This window comes from Marinifilum sp. JC120 (assembly GCA_004923195.1).
Classification (GTDB): Bacteria; Desulfobacterota; Desulfovibrionia; order Desulfovibrionales; family Desulfovibrionaceae; genus Maridesulfovibrio.
Window position 1 is genome coordinate 18,715 of sequence record RDSB01000019.1, and the last position, 19,193, is coordinate 37,907.

General features: G+C 48.1%; 14 protein-coding genes. 10 read left to right on the forward strand and 4 right to left on the reverse strand.

The window, feature by feature from the left end; translation table 11 throughout:
* Positions 1–19: 19 nt before the first annotated feature.
* From D0S45_16425 to D0S45_16460, 8 genes are read left to right on the forward strand one after another with little or no spacing between them, the layout of a single operon-like run.
* Positions 20–1,855 carry a sporulation protein gene (locus D0S45_16425; protein TIH12980.1) on the forward strand — a complete coding sequence of 612 codons (1,836 nt, stop codon included), beginning with the start codon at positions 20–22 and terminating at the stop codon, positions 1,853–1,855.
* A gap of 29 nt (positions 1,856–1,884) precedes the next feature.
* Positions 1,885–3,294, forward strand: coding sequence for a GAF domain-containing protein (locus tag D0S45_16430; protein TIH12981.1), 1,410 nt, complete (start codon positions 1,885–1,887; stop codon positions 3,292–3,294).
* Positions 3,275–4,384, forward strand: a complete 1,110-nt coding sequence (locus D0S45_16435; protein ID TIH12911.1) for a HEAT repeat domain-containing protein — start codon at positions 3,275–3,277, stop codon at positions 4,382–4,384. The genes D0S45_16430 and D0S45_16435 overlap by 20 nt, the downstream gene beginning before the upstream one ends.
* Entirely contained in the window at positions 4,371–5,876 is a 1,506-nt protein-coding gene (locus D0S45_16440; protein ID TIH12912.1) for a DUF3492 domain-containing protein, read from the forward strand. The genes D0S45_16435 and D0S45_16440 overlap by 14 nt, the downstream gene beginning before the upstream one ends.
* A 3-nt stretch (positions 5,877–5,879) precedes the next feature.
* Positions 5,880–7,250 (forward strand): hypothetical protein, encoded by a 1,371-nt coding sequence (locus tag D0S45_16445; GenBank protein ID TIH12913.1) that lies wholly within the window; start codon positions 5,880–5,882, stop codon positions 7,248–7,250.
* A 19-nt stretch (positions 7,251–7,269) separates the two neighbouring features.
* Positions 7,270–8,226 (forward strand): NAD-dependent epimerase/dehydratase family protein, encoded by a 957-nt coding sequence (locus D0S45_16450; GenBank protein TIH12914.1) that lies wholly within the window; start codon positions 7,270–7,272, stop codon positions 8,224–8,226.
* Between the two features lie 22 nt (positions 8,227–8,248).
* Positions 8,249–9,316, forward strand: a complete 1,068-nt coding sequence (locus D0S45_16455; protein ID TIH12915.1) for an HDOD domain-containing protein — start codon at positions 8,249–8,251, stop codon at positions 9,314–9,316.
* A gap of 22 nt (positions 9,317–9,338) precedes the next feature.
* The gene (locus D0S45_16460) at positions 9,339–10,397 is read left to right on the forward strand and encodes an HDOD domain-containing protein (protein TIH12916.1); all 1,059 of its coding nucleotides are present in this window, start codon (positions 9,339–9,341) and stop codon (positions 10,395–10,397) included.
* A 39-nt stretch (positions 10,398–10,436) separates the two neighbouring features.
* Here the strand turns inward: D0S45_16460 and D0S45_16465 are convergent, their stop codons facing one another.
* From D0S45_16465 to D0S45_16475, 3 genes are all read right to left on the reverse strand, one after another.
* Positions 10,437–11,816: an MBL fold metallo-hydrolase gene (locus tag D0S45_16465; GenBank protein ID TIH12917.1), complete on the reverse strand. Its 1,380-nt coding sequence runs from the start codon at positions 11,814–11,816 to the stop codon at positions 10,437–10,439.
* Positions 11,817–11,880: 64 nt separating this feature from the next.
* Positions 11,881–12,294, reverse strand: coding sequence for a twin-arginine translocation signal domain-containing protein (locus tag D0S45_16470; GenBank protein TIH12918.1), 414 nt, complete (start codon positions 12,292–12,294; stop codon positions 11,881–11,883).
* Positions 12,295–12,463: 169 nt separating this feature from the next.
* Positions 12,464–14,713, reverse strand: coding sequence for a response regulator (locus tag D0S45_16475; protein TIH12919.1), 2,250 nt, complete (start codon positions 14,711–14,713; stop codon positions 12,464–12,466).
* A gap of 267 nt (positions 14,714–14,980) precedes the next feature.
* On the opposite strand from D0S45_16475, the gene D0S45_16480 reads away from it, so the two are divergent.
* Together D0S45_16480 and D0S45_16485 are read left to right on the forward strand one after the other, a co-directional pair.
* Positions 14,981–17,428, forward strand: coding sequence for a pyruvate, water dikinase (locus D0S45_16480; GenBank protein ID TIH12920.1), 2,448 nt, complete (start codon positions 14,981–14,983; stop codon positions 17,426–17,428).
* Positions 17,421–18,503 carry a phosphatase gene (locus tag D0S45_16485; GenBank protein ID TIH12921.1) on the forward strand — a complete coding sequence of 361 codons (1,083 nt, stop codon included), beginning with the start codon at positions 17,421–17,423 and terminating at the stop codon, positions 18,501–18,503. Before D0S45_16480 ends, D0S45_16485 begins: the two co-directional genes overlap by 8 nt.
* Positions 18,504–18,578: 75 nt before the next feature.
* Here D0S45_16485 and D0S45_16490 read toward each other — a convergent pair whose 3' ends face one another.
* On the reverse strand, positions 18,579–19,184 hold the full coding sequence (locus D0S45_16490) for a hypothetical protein (protein ID TIH12922.1): 606 nt from the start codon (positions 19,182–19,184) through the stop codon (positions 18,579–18,581).
* Between the last annotated feature and the right edge of the window lie 9 nt (positions 19,185–19,193).

A 19,193-nucleotide genomic window follows, 5' to 3' on the forward strand; every position in this document is an offset into this window, starting at 1 on the left:
TGTTTTGTTTTTTCTTTTGATGACGGTGTTGCTGTCGGTCATGCATGAAACTCCGCTTTGGGCGGAGGATAATACTGCTGCGCCTGTTGTAAAGAATAGTGAGATTATCTGGACGGTCAGGGTCAGCTCTTTCCGTAAGCCTGACATTGCATGGGATTTCATGTCCTATCTGAAGGGTGAAGGATACAACCCGGTCATGGTTTACCTTTACGATGGACGGGACAGGCTTTGGCGCGTGGTTCAGATAGGTGATTATCCCACCCGCAGTCAGGCCCGTGTTGCCGGACGTCTTTTCAAGAAGAGGACCGGGCTTGATTATATGGTCCGTTCCATGCCTGTTGCTATGCTCGAAGAACGTACTCTTGATTCCCGTAAGAGTTTAATCCCGCCACGGAATGCGGCTCAGGTTGTACCTGCTGCAGTGCCGGATTCAAGTACTTCTCCGTCAACTAAGGCGAAGCTGGTCGGCGCACCGGAGTCTCTTTTTTACGAACTGGATCAGCGCGATGTGCTGCGGGCCACGGGCCACAGGCAGCAGAATGTAATCCTTGCCCGGATTATGATCCGCCGGGGATATGTGGAAGACGGGATCAGGCTTTACGCCAGATTGCTCAAAACCTACCCGGATGATCTGGAACTGCGCGAGGAATATATTGGCGCACTTATCGATAATAATGAGGTCGAAAAGGCCGAATCCCTGCTGCGCAGATGGCTTTACCTTGATCCTCATTCCTCGCGTGCTTTGCGGCAGCAAGCGCGACTGCGTCTTTTAGCCGGGGATTATTCCGTACAGATCGATACTCTTGATTATCTGCTACGGCTGCGGCCCGGTGATACGGATTCCATTTCTGCCAAGGCCTACAGTACTCAGCAGGGCGGAGACTGGCTTGGAGCTATCGAGAGCTTTTCCGAGCTTATTGATGCCGAGCCGGATAATTACGAAGCGCGTCAGGCTCTTTCCAATCTACTTATGGAGCGCAGGCCACGGCTTGTACTCACTCCCAGTGTCTATCTGCAATCTGATGAATCGGTGACCACATCTCTGGGCAGTCGTTTTTCCATGCAGCTGACTGATCAGACCAGAGGGGAATTCTATTACGCCAACACCCGTATCTACCGTCCCGAGAAGGACGGGACGGAAGGGATCAATAAGGATGTTAATCAGGCTGCCTTGCTCCTTAAGCGCGATTTCACCCGTACCTTTACCGGAATTGTAGGTGTAGGTGCCTTCGAGGGTACTGCATCGGGAATATCCGGTGCTCTCGGTTTTGACTGGCGGCTTCATGAACCCGGCACTTTCTCAGCTATGATCGATTACAATAATCCTTGGCTTGATGAACCATCTGCTGCCAACTACGAAGGCCGCTACAGTCAACTTTCCCTGACCTATGACGGCTTTTATGATGATGTTTGGGGATTGTTTTTAAACGGTCAGCTTCGTGAGTATCAGCTTGAATCCGAGAAGAACTACGGGGCCAAGGGAATTTATAATATTATCCTGACCCGCAGAATTCTTGCTGACCCGGATCTGTTCGTTTCCTATTCATTTTATCGTTCCTTTTTCAAGTATGACGATGAGAACTACAAGCCTTTTGAGGTTGTAGAGAATGAAAGTATTCATACCTTGAGTGCAAGCTTCAGCAAGTCTATTTGTGATACCATTGTTTTTCAGGCCGCAGGCGGGATCAGGCTTGACGAGTTCAAGAACAGTCCCAGTTATTTCGGCGCACCTTCACTGGCTTTGAGGCTGGGGCGGTTCGAGCTTAGTCTTAACTATGAATATAGCAGTGACTCCGGCCTTGCCGGGGGCGGTGAAACCCAGTTCGTCAGCGGGGGAGTCGGTTTTGTTTTCTAACATAATTGAAAATGTTCAGGCCGGTGAATATGTTTAAAGTCAATACAGCTGTTAAAAAATACAAGCTTTCCAAATATTATGAAGTCCTGCTCGGACTGATAGCCATCACTGCGGCCAACCTTATTTTTTTTCGCCATGATCCGGGTTTCATTTCTGTTTCCCCTCATCCTTATTGGATTGTGGTGCTGCTGACTTCTACCCGTTACGGTTTTGCCGGGGGGCTTTTTTCCGGCATCATGGCCGGGTTGTTTTTTCTTGTTTTTAAAAGTTTATCCATCCCGGATATTGAACTTCTTGATTTCAAGACCCTTGCCATGTGGGGAAAGCCGATCCTTTTCTTTCTGGTGGGTGTTGTACTTGGAGAGATGCGTCAATTGCATATCAAGGAATACAATGGGGTCTGCGAAGAAAGAGATGCCTTCCATAGTGCTTTTGATAAGATCAAAGTTAAGTATGACATCCTCAGCGAGGCCAAGCAGGAACTGGACAGCAAGATCCTTTCACAGGAAAACACGCTGGGTACTCTCTATGAAGCTGCGCAGGGTTTGCGTACCTTGAGTATGGACAGCATTTATCCGGCGGTGCTGGAAATCCTGCGCGAGTTTATGGATGTAGAGGATTGTTCAATCTATTTGTTGGATGGAACTGAGTTCAAGCTTGATACAGCCTTGCGGCATGGCAAGGGATTTCTACCCGAAACAGTTCCTTTGGGTGAAAGTCTGATGAGTATTGCTGCTGCACAGAAAAGAGCCGTTTCAATCAGGGATATTGCCAGTACTGAGAGTATGCCCGGCGGTATTGTTATTTCCGCCCCCATCATGGCTGATAACCACCAGCATGTGGTCGGGGTGTTGAATGTAGAGAAAATGCCTTTTCTTAAGTTTACCAGCGATTCCGTGCGCGTGGCCGGTCTGGTTGCGGACTGGTGCGGCAGCAGCGTTGAGAATGCCACTGTGTTTGCGGAGACTAAGGACAAGCTTATCGCTGATGAAATTACCGATGCTTACACCTTTGACTACTTTCTGCGCAGACTGCGGGAAGAATTTGTCAGAGCGCGGCGTTATGAGTTGGACCTTTCATTGATAATGATCGAGTTTCCGGGCCTTTCCAATGCTTCTGATGAAGGGCGCGATGAAGTTCTCATGGCTTTCAGCATGATTCTTACAAATCAGATCCGGGAAATTGATATCCTGTTTATGAGTGATGAACCGGGTGCTTTTTTTCTGATTCTTCCAACCACTCCCGCAGCAGGAGCGCGGGTTGTAGTCAATAACCTGCTTAGTTCTTTTAAGGCTCTCAGTGTAATGGCTTTTGAAACAGACCAGAACCTTGTGGAACTCCGGGCGGGGGTAGCCGGGTATTCTCTAGGCATGGAAGATCCTGAAGAACTGGTCACGAATGTGAAAGAGGACATGGTCAGTGTACTTTTTGCGGAGTAGGGTTATCAGAATGGCGCGTTTGCGCCTGCTGGCATCTTTTGTAGCTTCCTATCTGTTCGAGGGAGGAGCCGTCTGGCTTTACCTGAACAGGGAAGCGGTTTTCTGGTATGTCTACGCCGCAATTGTAGCCCATATTTTATCTGGCCTTTCTTTTCTTCTTTTTACTGCTCCCAAGCCGCGTGCCTTGCCCGGAATGGGGTTTTATTATCCTCGTATCGCCGCTCTTTTTGCCGTCTTCATGCCTTTGATCGGATTGATTGGAATCACAATGACCTTGCTCGCGGCCCGTGTATTTATGCAAAGTCATGGGTTGGCTGAGGAATATAAGGAAAAGGCCTATGAAGGGTCCGGGCTGGATGTGGATTTGCCTACTGATATTACTGGATTTTTGTATGATGAAGTAGATGTCCATCCTATCGCAGATATTTTGTCAGGCGATGACATGGAGATGAAAAGGGGAGCGGTAAACCTGCTGCGCCGTATCGGTTCAGCTGAGGCTGTAAGTCTTTTGCGTAAGAGTCTTTCTGATGAAAGTGCCGAGGTCCGTTTCTATGCCCATACCGCGTTAACAAGACTTGAAGAGGATTACGCCGAGTCTGTGGACAAGGCCCGTTTTCGTGCTGAAAAGTATGATAGCGCACAAGCTCATGCCGAACTTGCCTCCACCTACCGGAACTACGCCCGCAGTGGTTTGCCGGAAGTTAACATGCAGATACGAACCATGGCCTTTGCCTGTGAACATTGGCGCAAGGCCGTTGAAAAAGATCAGGAGAACAAGGATTATCTAATGCGTCTTGCAGAATCGTATGTTGAGAGCAAAGGTTTCAGTGAAGCTTTGCATATTTATCGCGAGACAATGAATGATCCGGAACTTGAACTTGAATCGCGCTTGGGAATTTGTAGAACTTTTTTTGAGCTTGGTAATTTTGTTGCTCTTTTTCAGGAGGTGGAACAATTACGGGCGCGACCTGAATTGAAATCTACCGACCCCTTCAAAACAGTGATCTACAAATTTTGGGTGGAAAACGCATTGTTCGCCGGAGAAGAAAAAGAAGCCGATTTCAGCGAGGTGGGCCATGAGCTCGGATAAGCAATATGATGTCTGCCTGCTTCTTGAAGGAACCTATCCTTTTGTGGCCGGTGGTGTTTCGTCATGGATTCATAACCTGATTAAGGGTATGCCGGAGCTGACTTTTACGGCGGTCTGCATTCTCGCTTCTTCCAAGGAAAAAGCAGAGTACCGTTACGACGTGCCGGATAATTTCGTTGATCCCAAGATTGTCTATCTGCATGACCCGGTTGAAATTTCACAGAATCCGTTCAAGAAGATTTCCGGCGGGAATATGGAGAAACTTAGGAAATTCCATTACCGCATGGACCGCAGCGACATAAGTATGATGAAGGAAATGGTCGAGCTGTTCCGTGATGATAAATTTCCGCTTTCCGAGCTGTTTCACGGCAAGAAAGCTTGGGATATGCTGGTTGAGAGGTATAAGCCGGACAGTAACGATGAATCTTTCATCGATTATTTTTGGACCTACCGTTTCACCCATCTGCCCATTTTTAAGATGCTCCCTCTCGACCTGCCCAAGGCGCGGGTTTATCATACTATTTCCACAGGATATGCCGGACTTTTAGGGGTTGTGGCAAGGGTTATGACCGGACGCCCGCTGCTGCTCACCGAGCACGGTATTTACGTCAAGGAACGCAAGATCGAAATTTCACAGGCCGAGTGGGTTTACCGCAAGGAAGATGAAAGGATGCGCATTGAAAGCAAACTCGGTGCGTTCCAGACTTTCTGGATCAGGATGTTCGAGCAGTTGGCCCGGTTGTGTTATGATTATTCCTCTGCAATTTACACCCTGTATGAAGGAAATAAGCAGTTGGAGATTCAGGAGGGTGCCGACCCGGATAAGATCAGAATTATTCCCAACGGCATCAGTCTTGATAATTTTCTGGGACTTAAGCCCGAAGATCATGACTACATGGGGCAGACTGATTTCGCAGTGGGATTTGTGGGCCGCGTGGTACCCATCAAGGATGTAAAGACATTTCTGCGGGCCGTCAAAATAGTGGCTATCAAGATCGAAAAGCTTAAGGTCTACATTATGGGACCTACTGAGGAAGATAAGGAATATTACGAAGAGTGCGTGAATCTTGTTCGGCTGCTGCATCTTGAGGATGTGGTGGAATTCACTGGAAAAGTCCGGGTCACGGATTACCTGCCTAACCTTGATTTAATTGTACTGACCAGTATCAGTGAGGCTCAGCCACTGGTGATAATGGAGGCCAACTGCGCAGGTATTCCGGCGGTCGCTTCTGATGTAGGCTCCTGCCGGGAACTTCTTGAGGGGCGCACTGTGGCGGATCAGGCCCTTGGACCGTCCGGTATTGTGACCAAGGTTGCGGACCCGGTCAGCACCGGGGAAGCTATTCTTAAGATCCTGACCAGTCCCATCCTGCGTAGCAAGATGGCCAAGGCCGGGATTGAACGGGTAAAGACTTTTTATAAAGAGTCGGATCTTAATGAGACTTATTTGAAAATTTACAAAGATTACATGGCAATGGATGATTTGGAGTAGCGTATGGCTGGAATAGGATTTGAACTTAGAAAAATGCTCCGCGGGGATAGCTTCCTTTCCGATGTCTCGGCTTACCTGTACGCGGCAATGGTTTCTTCCGGCCCGTGGCTCATGAGTGTACTTTGCCTTGCGGTATTGGGGTTGTATTCCTATTCCGGTTTTTCCCCGCAGGATCAGGATATTTTTCGGACCACCATTGTTTATGTCTATGCCTTTACCCTCATCTATGTGGGCTATATCCAGCTGGTGGTGACCCGCTATCTTGCCGACCGTTTCTACATGGGTGACGAAAAGATAACCTTGACTGCTTTTTCCACCAGCGCAGTCATTGTACTGATTGCCGGGGCGATTATCGGTGTTGGGGGGATTTGGTTCTTCGAGCTAACCTTTACTTACAAGATTATCGCAGTGGTGCTTTTCCTCATTGTGGCCATGATTTGGCTGACTATGATTTTTCTTTCAGCGGTTAAGGACTTCCGCTCCATTGTGCAGGCTTTTGCCGTGGGTACTTCATGCAGTGTGGGCGGGGCTTTTCTGCTTTATCCGTTGATCGGTCTTGAAGGTTATTTGTTGGGTTATACATTTGGGCAGGCTGTTATCTTTTTTTGGCTACTGTCCCGCTTACTTGCTGAATTTCCGCCGGGCCGGGTTTGGGATTCTAAGATGTTCTCCTATTTCATCAAATATTGGGAGCTAGCCCTGATCGGGATGTTTTTTAACCTTGCCATCTGGGTGGATAAGATAATGTTCTGGTTTGCGCCGGATTCCAGAATGGTTGTTCCTTATCTGCGTACCCATGATATGTATGAAGGCCCGATTTTTTTTGCTTACCTGACTATTGTGCCGACTCTGGCTATTTTTCTAGTCAAGATTGAGACCAAGTTTTACGAACATTATCATGACTATTTTGCGAAAATAATTTCCAAGGAGGATCTCTCCAGTATCTTGCAGGAAAAACAAGGTATGATCAGGATGCTTAAAGAAAGTTTGCGTGAAATTCTTATCATACAGGGGTCCCTGACCATGCTTTGTATTTTTATGGCTTCTGAATTTATCGATATTGTGGGCCTATCGCCCTTGCAGCAACCTCTTTTGCAAATTGCCCTTGTGGGTTCTCTGATGCAGGTTATGCTTTCTGTGGCAGTTATTATCCTGTTTTATTTTGACCTGCGTAAGGAAGTGTTGGCAGTGACCCTTGTATTTTTGCTAAGCAATGTGAGTTTGACCTGGCTGAGCATGCAATTGGGCTTTACCTTTTACGGTTACGGGTATTGCTATTCCTGCTTTATCTCTTTGATGTTTGCGTATTATCTTGTTTCCAAAAGTGTTCGTGATCTGGAGTATATAACTTTTTCAAGTCAGCCGTTGTTCTGATGAGATAGTAGGAGGGGAGATGACGAAAACTTGCCTTGTTACCGGATGTGCCGGATTTATCGGTAGTCACCTTACGCAGACCCTGCTTAACGAAGGTCATTCTGTTGTGGGAGTTGATAATTTTGCCAGTGGTTATGCGCACAACATGGAAGGTTTTATCGATCATGGTGGATTCACTTTTTATGAGAGATCTATCACTGAAGAAGAACTTCTTTCAGAAATTAAACAAGCACACCCTGAACTTGACGTGATATTCCAACTGGCAGCAGTGGTCAGCGTGCCGTATTCCGTGGAGCACCCAGAACTGACCATGCAGGTCAATTTTGAAGCCAACCGGGATATGCTTGATGTTGCGAAGGATCTGGGTCTTTCCTGTTTTGTTTTTGCCGGGTCGGCTGCTGAATACGGCAATGAGGATCGGCTTCCGGTTAAGGAAGAATATGCAGATGAGGCTGAGCAGCTGAGTCCCTACGGGGTGGCGAAGTACAAATCGTCAGCTTACATTGCCGAGTTCGGCTATGGCTGCTCTCTGCGTTTTTTTAATATATTCGGTCCCCGGCAGGACCCTACCAGTCAGTATAGTGGGGTCATTTCCCGTTTTGTTGATTTCGGGTTGGCCGGGAAAAATATGGTCATATTCGGAGACGGGGAGCAGACAAGGGATTTTCTGTATGTTTCCGATGTCGTCACCTCCTACCTCATTGCAGCCGGGCTTGACGGGCATGGCAGGGGGCCGTTGACCGGGGTTTATAATGTGGGAACCGGAAAAGGTCGGACCGTGCGTGAGCTTGCCACAGTTATAGCGGGATTGACTTCTGCTCCCAAAGAAATCGATTTTAGGCCGGAGCGGGCCGGGGATATCAAACATTCCTGTGCTGATGTGAGTAAAATTAAAGCCGAAGACTTCAAGGCTGAGGTTTCTTTTGAGGACGGTTTGGCCCATACTGTTGAGTGGGCTGGCAATTCCCAGTCTTAATGATTTTTTTTAAAGGACTGATATGCAGGAAGTAGAACAAACGACTACGCTTAATCCACAGATTAAAGATGCGGCCATCAAATATGTAAGAAATCTTTTCAGTCAGGCCGATGATTCTGATTTTATTCGGATGTTGAAAAAGGAAGCGTTTAAGAACGTTTACAAGAAGATGGTTGTTGAGCCGGAAGAGTTCATGACTAAGCCTCGTCCGGCAGACATTGAACCTTGGAGTGGTAAGAAGCCTGAAGGGCCGAGGGAGTTCCTGAAATCAAAGGTGGTTCTACCTTCGTTGCCGCAGGTCCTGCTTGAGATTCAGAAAGTCATTAAAGACCCGGACAGTTCAGCCGATGATTTGGCGGAAGTTATCAATAAGGACCCCAAGTTGGTGGCAGCTATTTTGCGATTGGCAAACAGTGCCATGTTCAGCTTCCGCACAGAAGTGGATACCACTTCCAGAGCGGTGGCCCTGCTGGGGTTTAAGCAGGCCAGTTCTTTAGCTCTTGGAACTGTTTCGCTCAGCTTGTTTAAGCGCAGTGATGGCGTTCAGGTTTTGCGGGTTGAGAAATTCTGGAAGCACGCTATTGCCTGCGGTGTGGTTGCGCAGGAAATAGCAAAGCTGGCCGGGATTCAGGATACGGAACGTTTTTTTGTTGCCGGAATGCTTCATGATATCGGTCTTTATGTTATTTTTGAAAGTGACAAGAGCCTTGGTCTTGAGCTGTATGATTTAGCCCGCAAGAACGGAAATAGCCTTTATGATGCCGAGATGGAGTTGCTTGGCTTTGATCATGCTACACTTGGTGGGGTAATCATCAAGGATTGGAATTTTCCGAAATCTTTGGTGGTGGCCGCCGCTGCCCACCATAATCCGGAAAAGGCTAAAAAAGATCCTGATGCCGGGATAATCCACGTGGCTGATTTTATTTCCAGGGCATTGGGCTATCATCTTGGCTTGTCCACTGTGCTTGGAGTTCTGGATCAGGAAATTTATGAAAGCTTCGGCCTTAGCGGGGAGATGTTTGTTGATATGATTCCCGAAGTGCAGAAGTTGATTGAAGAAATTTTTGAAATTCTTAACCCCGCACAATAGCGGTCTTGTCTCCGAGCTATAGATGAGCAAAATAGAAGGACAGCATAAAATCAGGCCTGATATTAAGGAAGCGGCTGCGCGATATGTGCACAGTCTTTTTTTGCAGGCCGGGAACTCTGATTTGGTAAGTCTGCTTAAAAAGGAGGCTTTCAAGCGCGTTTATAAACAAATGCTTTCAGAACCTGATTCTTTTTTGCCCAAAACATTTTCATCGGATATTGAGCCGTGGAGTGGTGAAAAGCCTGAAGGGCCGGGAGCTTTTCTTAAAGGATCATTTATTCTGCCCTCATTGCCGCTGGTGCAGAAGCAGTTGCAGGAGGTCATTGACGATCCGGAAAGTACGATTGATGATCTTACTGAGATAATCGGACGGGAGCCCAAGCTGGCAGCGGCTGTAATGCGGCTGGCAAATAGCGGACTATACAGTCTGAAGGAGAAGATTGAGACTCCTTCAAAAGCTGTGGAATTGCTTGGATTCGAGAAGGCCGGAGCTCTTGCGCTGGGAACTGTTTCTCTTAGTCTGTTTAAGCGTTCCGAGAATCCGGTTCTGGATCTTGAAAAATTTTGGAAGCACTCGATTGCCTGCGGAGTTGTGGCTCAGGAAATAGCCGTTGCCGCAGGACTTGGCGACCCGGAACGTTTTTTCACCGGTGGGCTGATGCATGATCTTGGGCTGCATGTTATTTTTGAAAGCGGTCAGGGACTAGCTGTTAAACTTTATATGCTTGCCAACAAAGATGGATATAATCTTTACAAGGCTGAGTATAAGCTTCTTGGATTCAATCATGCCGAGCTTGGTGGATATATTCTAGAGAAATGGAAATTCCCTCGGCAACTTATTGCTGCGGCAGGGGGGCATCATAATCCGCGGACAATAAAAACTGATCCTGATGCCATGGTTATTCATGTGGCTGATTTCATCGCTCAAGCTTTGGGATACGGACTGGGAATTTCTCCGGTGATTGGATTTATCGATCGTACTGCGTGGGAAAAGATCGGCATTTCAGGAGAGCAGGTAATCGAAATGTTGCCGGAAATTAGACGTTTGATAGATGATGTTTTTCAGATTTTTGATGAATAGCAAAATCCCGGAGCATAAGTTCCGGGATTTTGTTTTTTACTACTCAAGTTCATAGCCTGATCTGGACCATGCTATGGCCCCGCCAGCCAGCGAACAGACTTGCGTAAAGCCACTATTTTGCAGGTAACTACCTACAATATTAGAGCGATATCCTGACCCGCACATGACAATGACCGGGCTGTCCTTGTCTACCTCAATTCCTTCGTCTAGCACTCTGGCGAAAGGTTTGTGTATCGAGTCCTTGATACGCCCTCCGGCAACTTCCGCAGGAGTACGCACGTCAAGGAGAGTGAACTCTTTGCCTTCAGTAACAGCGTCATGCAACTGCTTTGCTGATTTCTGGGCTAGATTCTCAACCGGATATCCGGCCATGAGCCATGCGGCAATGCCGCCGTGCAGGTAACCGAATATCCTATCGTAGCCGATACGGTGAAGTTCGGTACACATGCGGTCGTAATCTTCCTTGGAATTGACCACCAGTAGTAGGTCGGAATCCGGCTCTACAGCCATCCCTACCCAGTTGGCGAGTTGTTTTTCTAGGCCGATGTTGATGCTGCCCGGAATGTGGAATCCTCCGAATCCGGCTGCATCGCGCACATCAATTACCGTACAGCCCTGATCAATCATCTGCTTGAATTTTTCCGGGTTCATGGCCCGGTCAAGGGGGCAGCGTTCAAGCAGGGGCGCACCCTTGAAGTTGGTATTGATGATGTGGGTAAATGATTTCGGTCTGCTGGGGAAGGATTCCAGAACCTTGGTCTTGAAGTCCTCAAAGGTCTTGAATTGGAGCATGGAATTGTAGCGTCTTTCGTAGCCTAGTGTGGTGCTCGGCTTGGCACTCATGCCCTTACCGCAAAGTGACCCTTGCCCGTGGGCAGGGTATACTTCCAGATAGTCAGGGAGCTTGCCCAGTTTTATGTACAGGCTGTCATAGAGATTGGCCACCTGTTCATCAAGGATTTCATCGCCGGGAAGGTCCGGGCGGCCAATGTCGCCCACAAAGAGCAGATCGCCGGTGAGGATCATCCACGGTTCATTACCGCGCATGATGTCGGTAACCATGATGGATATGGCATTGGGTGTGTGTCCGGGAGTGTGCAGAAAATCAAGTTTGGCGGCTCCGACTGTTATGGTGTCGCCTTCCTTGATGGGTGTGTGCTCGTAACCCACATCAGCGTTTTCGTGAATGTACAATTCCGCGCCGACAATGGATTTAAGTTCCTGTTCCCCGCCCACATGGTCCGCGTGGACGTGGGTGTTGATTACCCGGGTGATCTTCATGCCTTCCTCGCGGGAAATGTCCAGATATTCCTGAACATCCCTGCGCGGGTCCACAATGACCATCTCTCCGGCGGCAGGACAGCCGATGACGTAAGAGTAACAACCGAGTCCTTCAGTCGTTAGCTGTTTGAAATACATTTATGCGTTCTCCTTATTGCTGGATTCAGTTCTAGAGCGTGAGGGGCAGAGTTCGCTTTCCGGCTTATAATTTAACCGGGGCCACCCAGAAATCGTGCTTATTACAGAAGCTGGTGGCAAAGAATTTTTTGCCCTTGCTGTCAGCCGGAAGCTTGAAACGGGATACTGCTTTTTCATCAGTATTAGAGAAAGTCTTTGCACTAATCACATTACCGTCAGCATCCACTAATGTGTGGCGAACAATGTAATGCTTTTCAGTCATGGGATGCAGGGTGCGGATAATAGCCTTGCCGTTTTTCACTTCCACCTGCGGAAGATGGGACCCAGCTTTTTTGTCCCATACGCCGGGATCTTTTTTGGTGTATACTATGTTGGAAGGATATCTGCGGCTTTTGTCGGCAGCGGCATTGGTGACAGGCATAAGGATTGCCGCAGTGGCTGCGGCGGACATAGCCATGAATTTTCTTCTGGAAGTCATATTTTCCCCTTAAGGCTTCTTCGGCCATTGTTCCTGTTTACGGACCCAAACATATTAATACAGTGAAGTTGTGATTTACAGTAGTTTATGCCCAAATTTCTATTAGTTGTCAATAATAATTCTTATTAAGGTCAAGAGGAAGAGCTAAGTCGTTAATATAATTAATTCGCTAGGCTGAATCATTTCTTTCTATCCGCTCAAGAAATTGCAGTTTGGTGATGGGCTTGGTCATGTAATTAGAGCATCCAGCATTGCGGGCTGATTCGGCAGTTCCTTTTATTGCATGGGCGGAAAGGGCAATAATCGGAACAGGTGGGAGTTCTATGATCCGTTCCCAGTCGCGGATTTCTTCGGTGGCCTTGTAGCCGTCCATTATCGGCATCTCAATGTCCATGAAAATTATGTCGGGTTGGAATTCTTTGTATAATTCAATTCCTTCTTCTCCGTTTGACGCACATTTCATGGTGTGCGGCGATTCGGAAATAAAATGTTTGAAAAGAAGGCGGTTGCTCCTGTTGTCTTCAATGAGCAAAACTTTGCGGGGCAGGGTTCGGTTTTCCGGTAACCCCTGTTCACTGGGGCCTGTTGCTGTGGAAGCCTGCACCTTTTGCAAGGTGATGGTGAAGGTGAATGTGCTGCCGGTTCCCGGGGAACTTGAAACGATTATATTACCGTTCATCAGCTCACACAGTTTTTTGCTTATTGAAAGGCCCAGCCCTGTTCCCTGATATTCACGGGTTATGGAGTTGTCCGCCTGAGTAAAGTGTTCAAATATAGCATTCTGTCTGTCTTCGGGTATTCCCGGACCGGTGTCTTGAATTTCAAATTGTAATTCGACTGCGCCGTCTGCAAGATCTGAGTATCCGGCTTGGACATATACTCCTCCTGTTTCGGTAAATTTGACTGCGTTGCCAATCAGGTTCAGCAGGATCTGCTTGACTCGTACCGGGTCCCCTTTAACGAGGTCCGGCAGCTTGCCGTCAATGCGGCAGGCCAGTTCAATACCTTTTTGAGATGCGGAATGTTCGAAAACATTACAGCACTGGCGCATGGTTTTTGAAGGATTGAAGTCAATACTTTCAAGGTCCAGCAGACCTGCTTCCACTTTGGACATATCAAGGATGTCGTTGATCAGGGAGAGCAAACCTTCCCCTGCGTTATCAAGCAGCTTGATATATTTTTTCTGGTCTTCGCGCGGGTTGGAGTCTTTGAGCAGATCGGTTGTGCCGAGTATAACATTCATAGGAGTCCTGATCTCATGACTCATGACAGCCAGAAAATGGCTCTTGGCGTGGTTTGCCGCCACTGCATCTTCTTTTGCCGCATTCAATTTGCGGGCCACGGCCCAGCCGATCAAACCGGATAGCAGTATGGCTAGAGCTGCGGTTATCAGACTGAGTCTGTAGTCTTCTTTAATCTCTCCTAGATAATCATCTTCCGGGATATACAGGCCGATTATCCAAGGCCAGTGGGTATTTTTAAACGGAGTGAATACCGCATTGTAGCGTGCTCCATTGTGCTCAAAGGTTGTAAATACCGGTTCCTGCGGAAGCTGATCCGGGGGGATACTCAGTGATTTATAAGCCTTGCGGCAGACTGCGTCCGGTAGTTCATTTATTTTACTTAAGCGGATTTTGTTATTCTGCGAGGTTTGCTTCAGGGCTTCAAGATCTGGAAAGGCCACAACATTACCGCTTGTGTCTACTATGAAGGCTTTTCCGTTTTGACCTATGGTCAACGTGCTTAAGAATGTTGAAAGCTCGGCAATGGTAATATCCACTCCGACAACACCTTGAAGATTTCCTTTGTTGTCGTAAACGGGGCTTGCGGTGGTTATGCCCGGTTTTTGGGTGGTGAAAAAAATGTAGGGTTCAGTCCAGATAACATCATTGGCCATGAGTGCTTCAATAAACCAAGGCCGTTTCCGGGGGTCGTATTTATCTAGGGGCATCAGATCACTTTGCAATATTTTGTGATCCACCGTGCTCCAGATCATTTTGGTTTTGCGTTCCCCGTTATCAAAGAGGATTGTTTTTGAAAGTAACCCGTTTCTAATTTTATCATCAGAGCGGGCCACCATAAAAAATTCACCCTTGGTGGTACCGTAATAGATTCCTGAAAGCTGTCGGTATAGGGAAAGTTGTTCGGTGAAATACCTGATCATATTTTCATAATTATTACTGTTGACAATGTTGCTGTCCGCAAGGAAACGGGTCAGCTCGGCAGCGTTTTCCGCCGGGCGCAGGTAGCTCTCTGATTTGTCCAGCGTATAGGATGAAATATTAAGCATGATATCATGGGCCAGTCCGGACAAGGCATTGCGGGAGGTGGTGGAATGGGGGATGATTATTATCGTAGTGAGGATTATTGTCAGCGAGGTGAAGCATAAAGCCAGCCACCATTTTCTTATATAATTCATTGTCTGAAATATCTCCAAGTACTTTACCGGGCGGTTTATTTCTGAATGTTATTATTACAGCACAAAGGGCCTTATTAGATTTGTATCTTGCCGGGAGGATAAAATCAATATGTCATGTAAAAAAGATGTGTTGCAGGGGGGATTTTTGCAAGGCTGAAGGAGATATTCTCACTGAGATCAAGCCTTTTGGGGTGTAATTTTAGGCTGTAATAAGATAGCCTGTCTGCATGGCTGAAATTTTAACCTCAAGCCTGTCCCGGAGAACTGATGCTTTCATTAAAGAGTTTAAAATTCTGGGCTGAATCTTTGCTGGCCCCGCGGGCTTTGTTGCAACGGAAATATGAAGCATTCAAAATTCTGTTGGAATACGATTCGCAGGCTCTCGATCTTGTGGCTGACCTTGAAGAATTGTTCTACGGCAGGAAACTCTCAGATCGAATGCAGGTCAATTGTCTGCAAAATCAGCTGGCGCAAGCTGTTTACGGCATGATCGGGGAATTGCAGGAAATGCATCCGCACAGATTTCACGAGTTGTTGTCTGAATTTCAACGTATTGATTTAGTTGCTCGCAATGCCGTAGTCCTGTCGGTTCCCGATTCAGAACCGCCGTACACTGTGCCTTTGGCTGTTGCCGGGGAGTGTCCGCAACTAGCCGGAGGAAAAGGTGCTAATCTCGGGCGGGTGCATGAGCTGGGGCATGTGGAAGCTCTTCCCGGGTTTGTTGTCACTGCCAATGCTTTTCATTCTTATCTTGAGCACAACAACCTGCGCGAGGCTGTCAACAAAATGCTGTGTCGCATGGAAGTGGGCAATGTGCGGTTGCTTTCTTCACTGACTCTTGAGCTTCAGGAGCTTGTTCTTGATGGAGAAGTTCCGCCCGGCGTGGCCGGAGAAATTCAGCGTGGGCTAGAAACCTATCTGGACGGGACAGGCTGGCTGGCCGTACGTTCCAGTGCCTTGGCTGAGGACAGCGAAATTTCATTTGCCGGACAGTATGCCAGCGAACTTTATGTGCATCCTGACGATGTGCTGGAAGCATACAAGCGTGTGCTGGCCGGTAAATATTGCCCCCGTGCTGTTTCCTATCGCATTTCCAACGGGTTGACTGATAACGACACTGCCATGGCTGTGCTTATTGTGCCCATGATAGATGCCCGCAGTTCCGGGGTTGTTTATTCCATGGACCCGGATTGCCTCAGCCGGGACAGTGTGGGGATTTACGGAGTGTCCGGTCTTGGAGGTTCTCTTGTGGATGGCAGTGTTGTCCCGGTTAAGGGCTCACTGCATCGCGGCAGGGAACCCCGTTTGGTCAGTGAGTGTGCTTTTGATCGTTCAGGGTTGCCTGATGAACATATGCTCATTCAATTGGCAAAATGCGCTTTGAAGCTGGAAGAGCAGTTCGGTTGTCCGCAGGATATGGAGTGGGCCGTGGATCAGGATGGGCAGTTTCATATTCTTCAGACTCGTCCTTTGCAGCAGGAAGCGGAGGGGCTGGGAGCCGAACCAGCACCAATCGCGGCAATGCCTGTTCTCGAAGGTCTTGAACGGGCTGCCCGGGGAGCGGGTTGCGGTGAGATTTATTTTGCTCACAGCGGTGAGGATATCGCCCGGATTCCTGAAGGTGCCATCGTAGTTACTCCGGCCTTGAAGCCTTCTTTGCTCACTTTTGCCGCAAAAATGAACGGTGTGCTCTCCGCTGCCGGAAGCCGGGCCAGTCATTTCGGTTCTGTGGCAAGGGAGAGGGGAATTCCTGTGTTGGTAGGGGATGTTATGGACTGTTTTGAACCGGGGCAGTTGGTTACTGTAGATGGTATGGCCGGGGCAGTTTATGACGGCTGCGTGGAGGATGTGCTGACCCGCAGTTGCGTGGATGCGCAGGTTTCGCCTCGTATTCTTGATTTGTATAAAGAAATGGTTGCACCGATGGTTCATCTGAAATTAGTTGATCCTCAAGGCGAAAATTTTAATCCGGCCGGGTGTGATTCTCTGCATGATCTTGTGCGTTACTGCCATGAGATGGCAGTGCAGGAGATGTTTTTATTAGTGGATAAGCGCGGGTTGGGCATGGGCAATTCAAAGCGGCTTGCAACCTCTCTACCGTTGGTGGTGTACCTTATTGATCTGGAGCAGGGGCTTAATTCTGGTGTTGGACAGAAGAAAGAAATTCTTCCTGATGACATACAAAGCATTCCTATGCAGGCCTTTTGGAAAGGGCTTGCAGATAAGCGGGTGGATTGGCCCGAGAAAATGACCCATGTGGACTGGGAGGAATTCGACCGAATGTCTGCCGGGATCTTCAGCAAGGATTCTAAATTGCTTGCCAGTTACGGTCTGCTGGCGGAAGATTATCTGCATCTGCTTGTTCGCTTCGGATATCATTTTTCCGAGGTTGATTCTCTGTGCGGCTCGGTTTCCGGTCAGAATTATATCAAGTTTCGTTTCAAGGGCGGCGGGGCTGGATTTGATAACCGGGTCCTGCGGCTGGAATTCATAGCTAAGGCTCTTGAGTATTATGGATTTGAAACTGAAATGCGCGGGGATACGCTCTCGGCATTTAGTTCCCGTCTCGATTCAAGAGCTACAGCGCAGCAGCTTATCGTTCTGGGATATTTGATGGCGGTTACCCGGATGATGGATATGCGGCTGGAGAATTCCGCACAGGTGGATGCGGAGCTTAAGAATTTTATATCCTCAGTGGAGGGGATTGATGGTTGAGCAGAATAACGGTCATGCCTATAAGCCCACGTGGGTTACCGATCAGCTTGCGGTAGGATGTGCACCCATGAGCCATGCCCAGCTTAATTCCCTAAAAGCGCAGGGGATTGATGGGATTATCAATCTTTGCGGTGAGTTCTGCGACCTGCATGAAATCGAGCAAAGTGCCGGATTTGAAGTTTATTACCTGCCCCTTGAGGACGAAGAAGCGCCGGGGCTGGTGGAACTGGAAAACGGGCTTGAATGGCTTGATGAAGCCATTTATCTGGGTAAGAAGGTGCTTATCCATTGCCGCCACGGCATCGGCCGGACCGGAACTGTGCTTAATGCTTACCTGTTGCGGCGTGGGCTGGGGCACAAGCTTGCCGGGCGCAAGATGAAGGCTCTGCGTTCCAAGCCCGCAAATTTTTCCCAGTGGTGGACCATCCGCAAATATGGGCGCAGGAGTGGCAGGCTTACCGCGCGTATCCCCAGCGTAGAATTCAAGCGGAAGGTCGATCTCTCCCCATTTTTTAATGATTACCTTGAACTGGCAGGCAAGGTTGAGCAGCGGGCCGTTAAATTTAAAGATTTACAGCAATGCGGACAGGACCATGATCGCTGCTGCCGGACTCCTTTGAGCATGACTCTGGCTGAGGCCCTTCATCTGAGCCATTGTGTGAATCTTGAGTTGACCCATGAAGATCGGCTGGCGGTGATTGAAAAAGCTGTGGTTACTGCACGGGCTGAAAAAAGGGCCATGCGGGAGTTGTCCAGCGACAATGAAGCCGGTTTTTGTCTTTCCGGTGTGGATTCTGCCTGTCCGTTGCTGGAAAATGGGAAATGCCGACTTTTTGATTATCGGCCCTTGCAATGCCGTGCTTTCGGATTGGGTAGTTCCGAGAACGGGCAGTTGTGGCGTGATGTGCTCAGTCCCGGACTGGATAAAATTTCGAGGGAAATCTGGTTCGCCTGCACCGGGGCCATGCAGGAGGATAGATTGCCCGCGTTTTCCTTGCCCGATGTGGTTTCCGGCAAATTTATTGAGCTTTTATTTAAGATGATGATGGTGCAGGGGGTGGATGAAGTTATTTAGGTTTTGTTTTGAAGGATTGTAGTGGGGCGGAATGTCGGAAACATTCCGCCCTTGGTCTATTTATTTTATAGTTGTTTAATGGTCATCGTCATCCCGGCGTTCAATATCCCGGTGGCTGAGGACCCTTCCGCTTTTCGGGTCGAGCATAACCATGATGGTCCTTTGCGGGGTGAAAAGGTGGATCTGGTAGTATAGCACGCCATCAATATTTTCAAATTCCGCCCTATAGGCTGTGCTACAGGTGGTTAGCTCTGCCTGTCGGATAGCTTGTGCCATGCCCAATTGATCATCCTTGATTGAATCATAATAATTACAGAGTTTTTCAATCAGACTTGGTATGAATTCAGGTTGACTGATATCAAGAATTTCTCCGGTTATGAGCGAACATTGGACCTGAACAATGTCTTTCTGACGGAGAACGTCAATTTCTACATAGTTTTCCCCACTATCGCTCTCTTCGATTTCCACTTCAATGGCAATTCCCTGAGCTGCTTTTTCAGCTTTGCTGATTAATGTTGCAAGGGTGCAGTTGCCAACTTTTGTAGATTTCATGATGTAGTCTGCGCTTTTGATGTAGTCATCGCTGAATAAATCATCAGCAATGGCGGAAATAGAGCCGAGGCTTATGATGCTTGCGGCGCAGAAAACTATGAGTACTTCTTTAAAAACTGTTTTATCCATGATGGTTCT

What these genes read in the sequence shown, in the direction of transcription:
- D0S45_16460 (TIH12916.1), top strand. Translation starts at nt 9,339, where the DNA reads ATGAGCAAAATAGAAGGACAGCATAAAATCAGGCCTGATATTAAGGAA.
- D0S45_16480 (TIH12920.1), top strand. Translation starts at nt 14,981, where the DNA reads ATGCTTTCATTAAAGAGTTTAAAATTCTGGGCTGAATCTTTGCTGGCC.
- D0S45_16440 (TIH12912.1), top strand. Translation starts at nt 4,371, where the DNA reads ATGAGCTCGGATAAGCAATATGATGTCTGCCTGCTTCTTGAAGGAACC.
- D0S45_16470 (TIH12918.1), bottom strand. Translation starts at nt 12,294, where the DNA reads ATGACTTCCAGAAGAAAATTCATGGCTATGTCCGCCGCAGCCACTGCG.
- D0S45_16430 (TIH12981.1), top strand. Translation starts at nt 1,885, where the DNA reads ATGTTTAAAGTCAATACAGCTGTTAAAAAATACAAGCTTTCCAAATAT.
- D0S45_16455 (TIH12915.1), top strand. Translation starts at nt 8,249, where the DNA reads ATGCAGGAAGTAGAACAAACGACTACGCTTAATCCACAGATTAAAGAT.
- D0S45_16475 (TIH12919.1), bottom strand. Translation starts at nt 14,713, where the DNA reads ATGAATTATATAAGAAAATGGTGGCTGGCTTTATGCTTCACCTCGCTG.
- D0S45_16445 (TIH12913.1), top strand. Translation starts at nt 5,880, where the DNA reads ATGGCTGGAATAGGATTTGAACTTAGAAAAATGCTCCGCGGGGATAGC.
- D0S45_16485 (TIH12921.1), top strand. Translation starts at nt 17,421, where the DNA reads ATGGTTGAGCAGAATAACGGTCATGCCTATAAGCCCACGTGGGTTACC.
- D0S45_16425 (TIH12980.1), top strand. Translation starts at nt 20, where the DNA reads ATGACGGTGTTGCTGTCGGTCATGCATGAAACTCCGCTTTGGGCGGAG.
- D0S45_16490 (TIH12922.1), bottom strand. Translation starts at nt 19,184, where the DNA reads ATGGATAAAACAGTTTTTAAAGAAGTACTCATAGTTTTCTGCGCCGCA.
- D0S45_16450 (TIH12914.1), top strand. Translation starts at nt 7,270, where the DNA reads ATGACGAAAACTTGCCTTGTTACCGGATGTGCCGGATTTATCGGTAGT.
- D0S45_16465 (TIH12917.1), bottom strand. Translation starts at nt 11,816, where the DNA reads ATGTATTTCAAACAGCTAACGACTGAAGGACTCGGTTGTTACTCTTAC.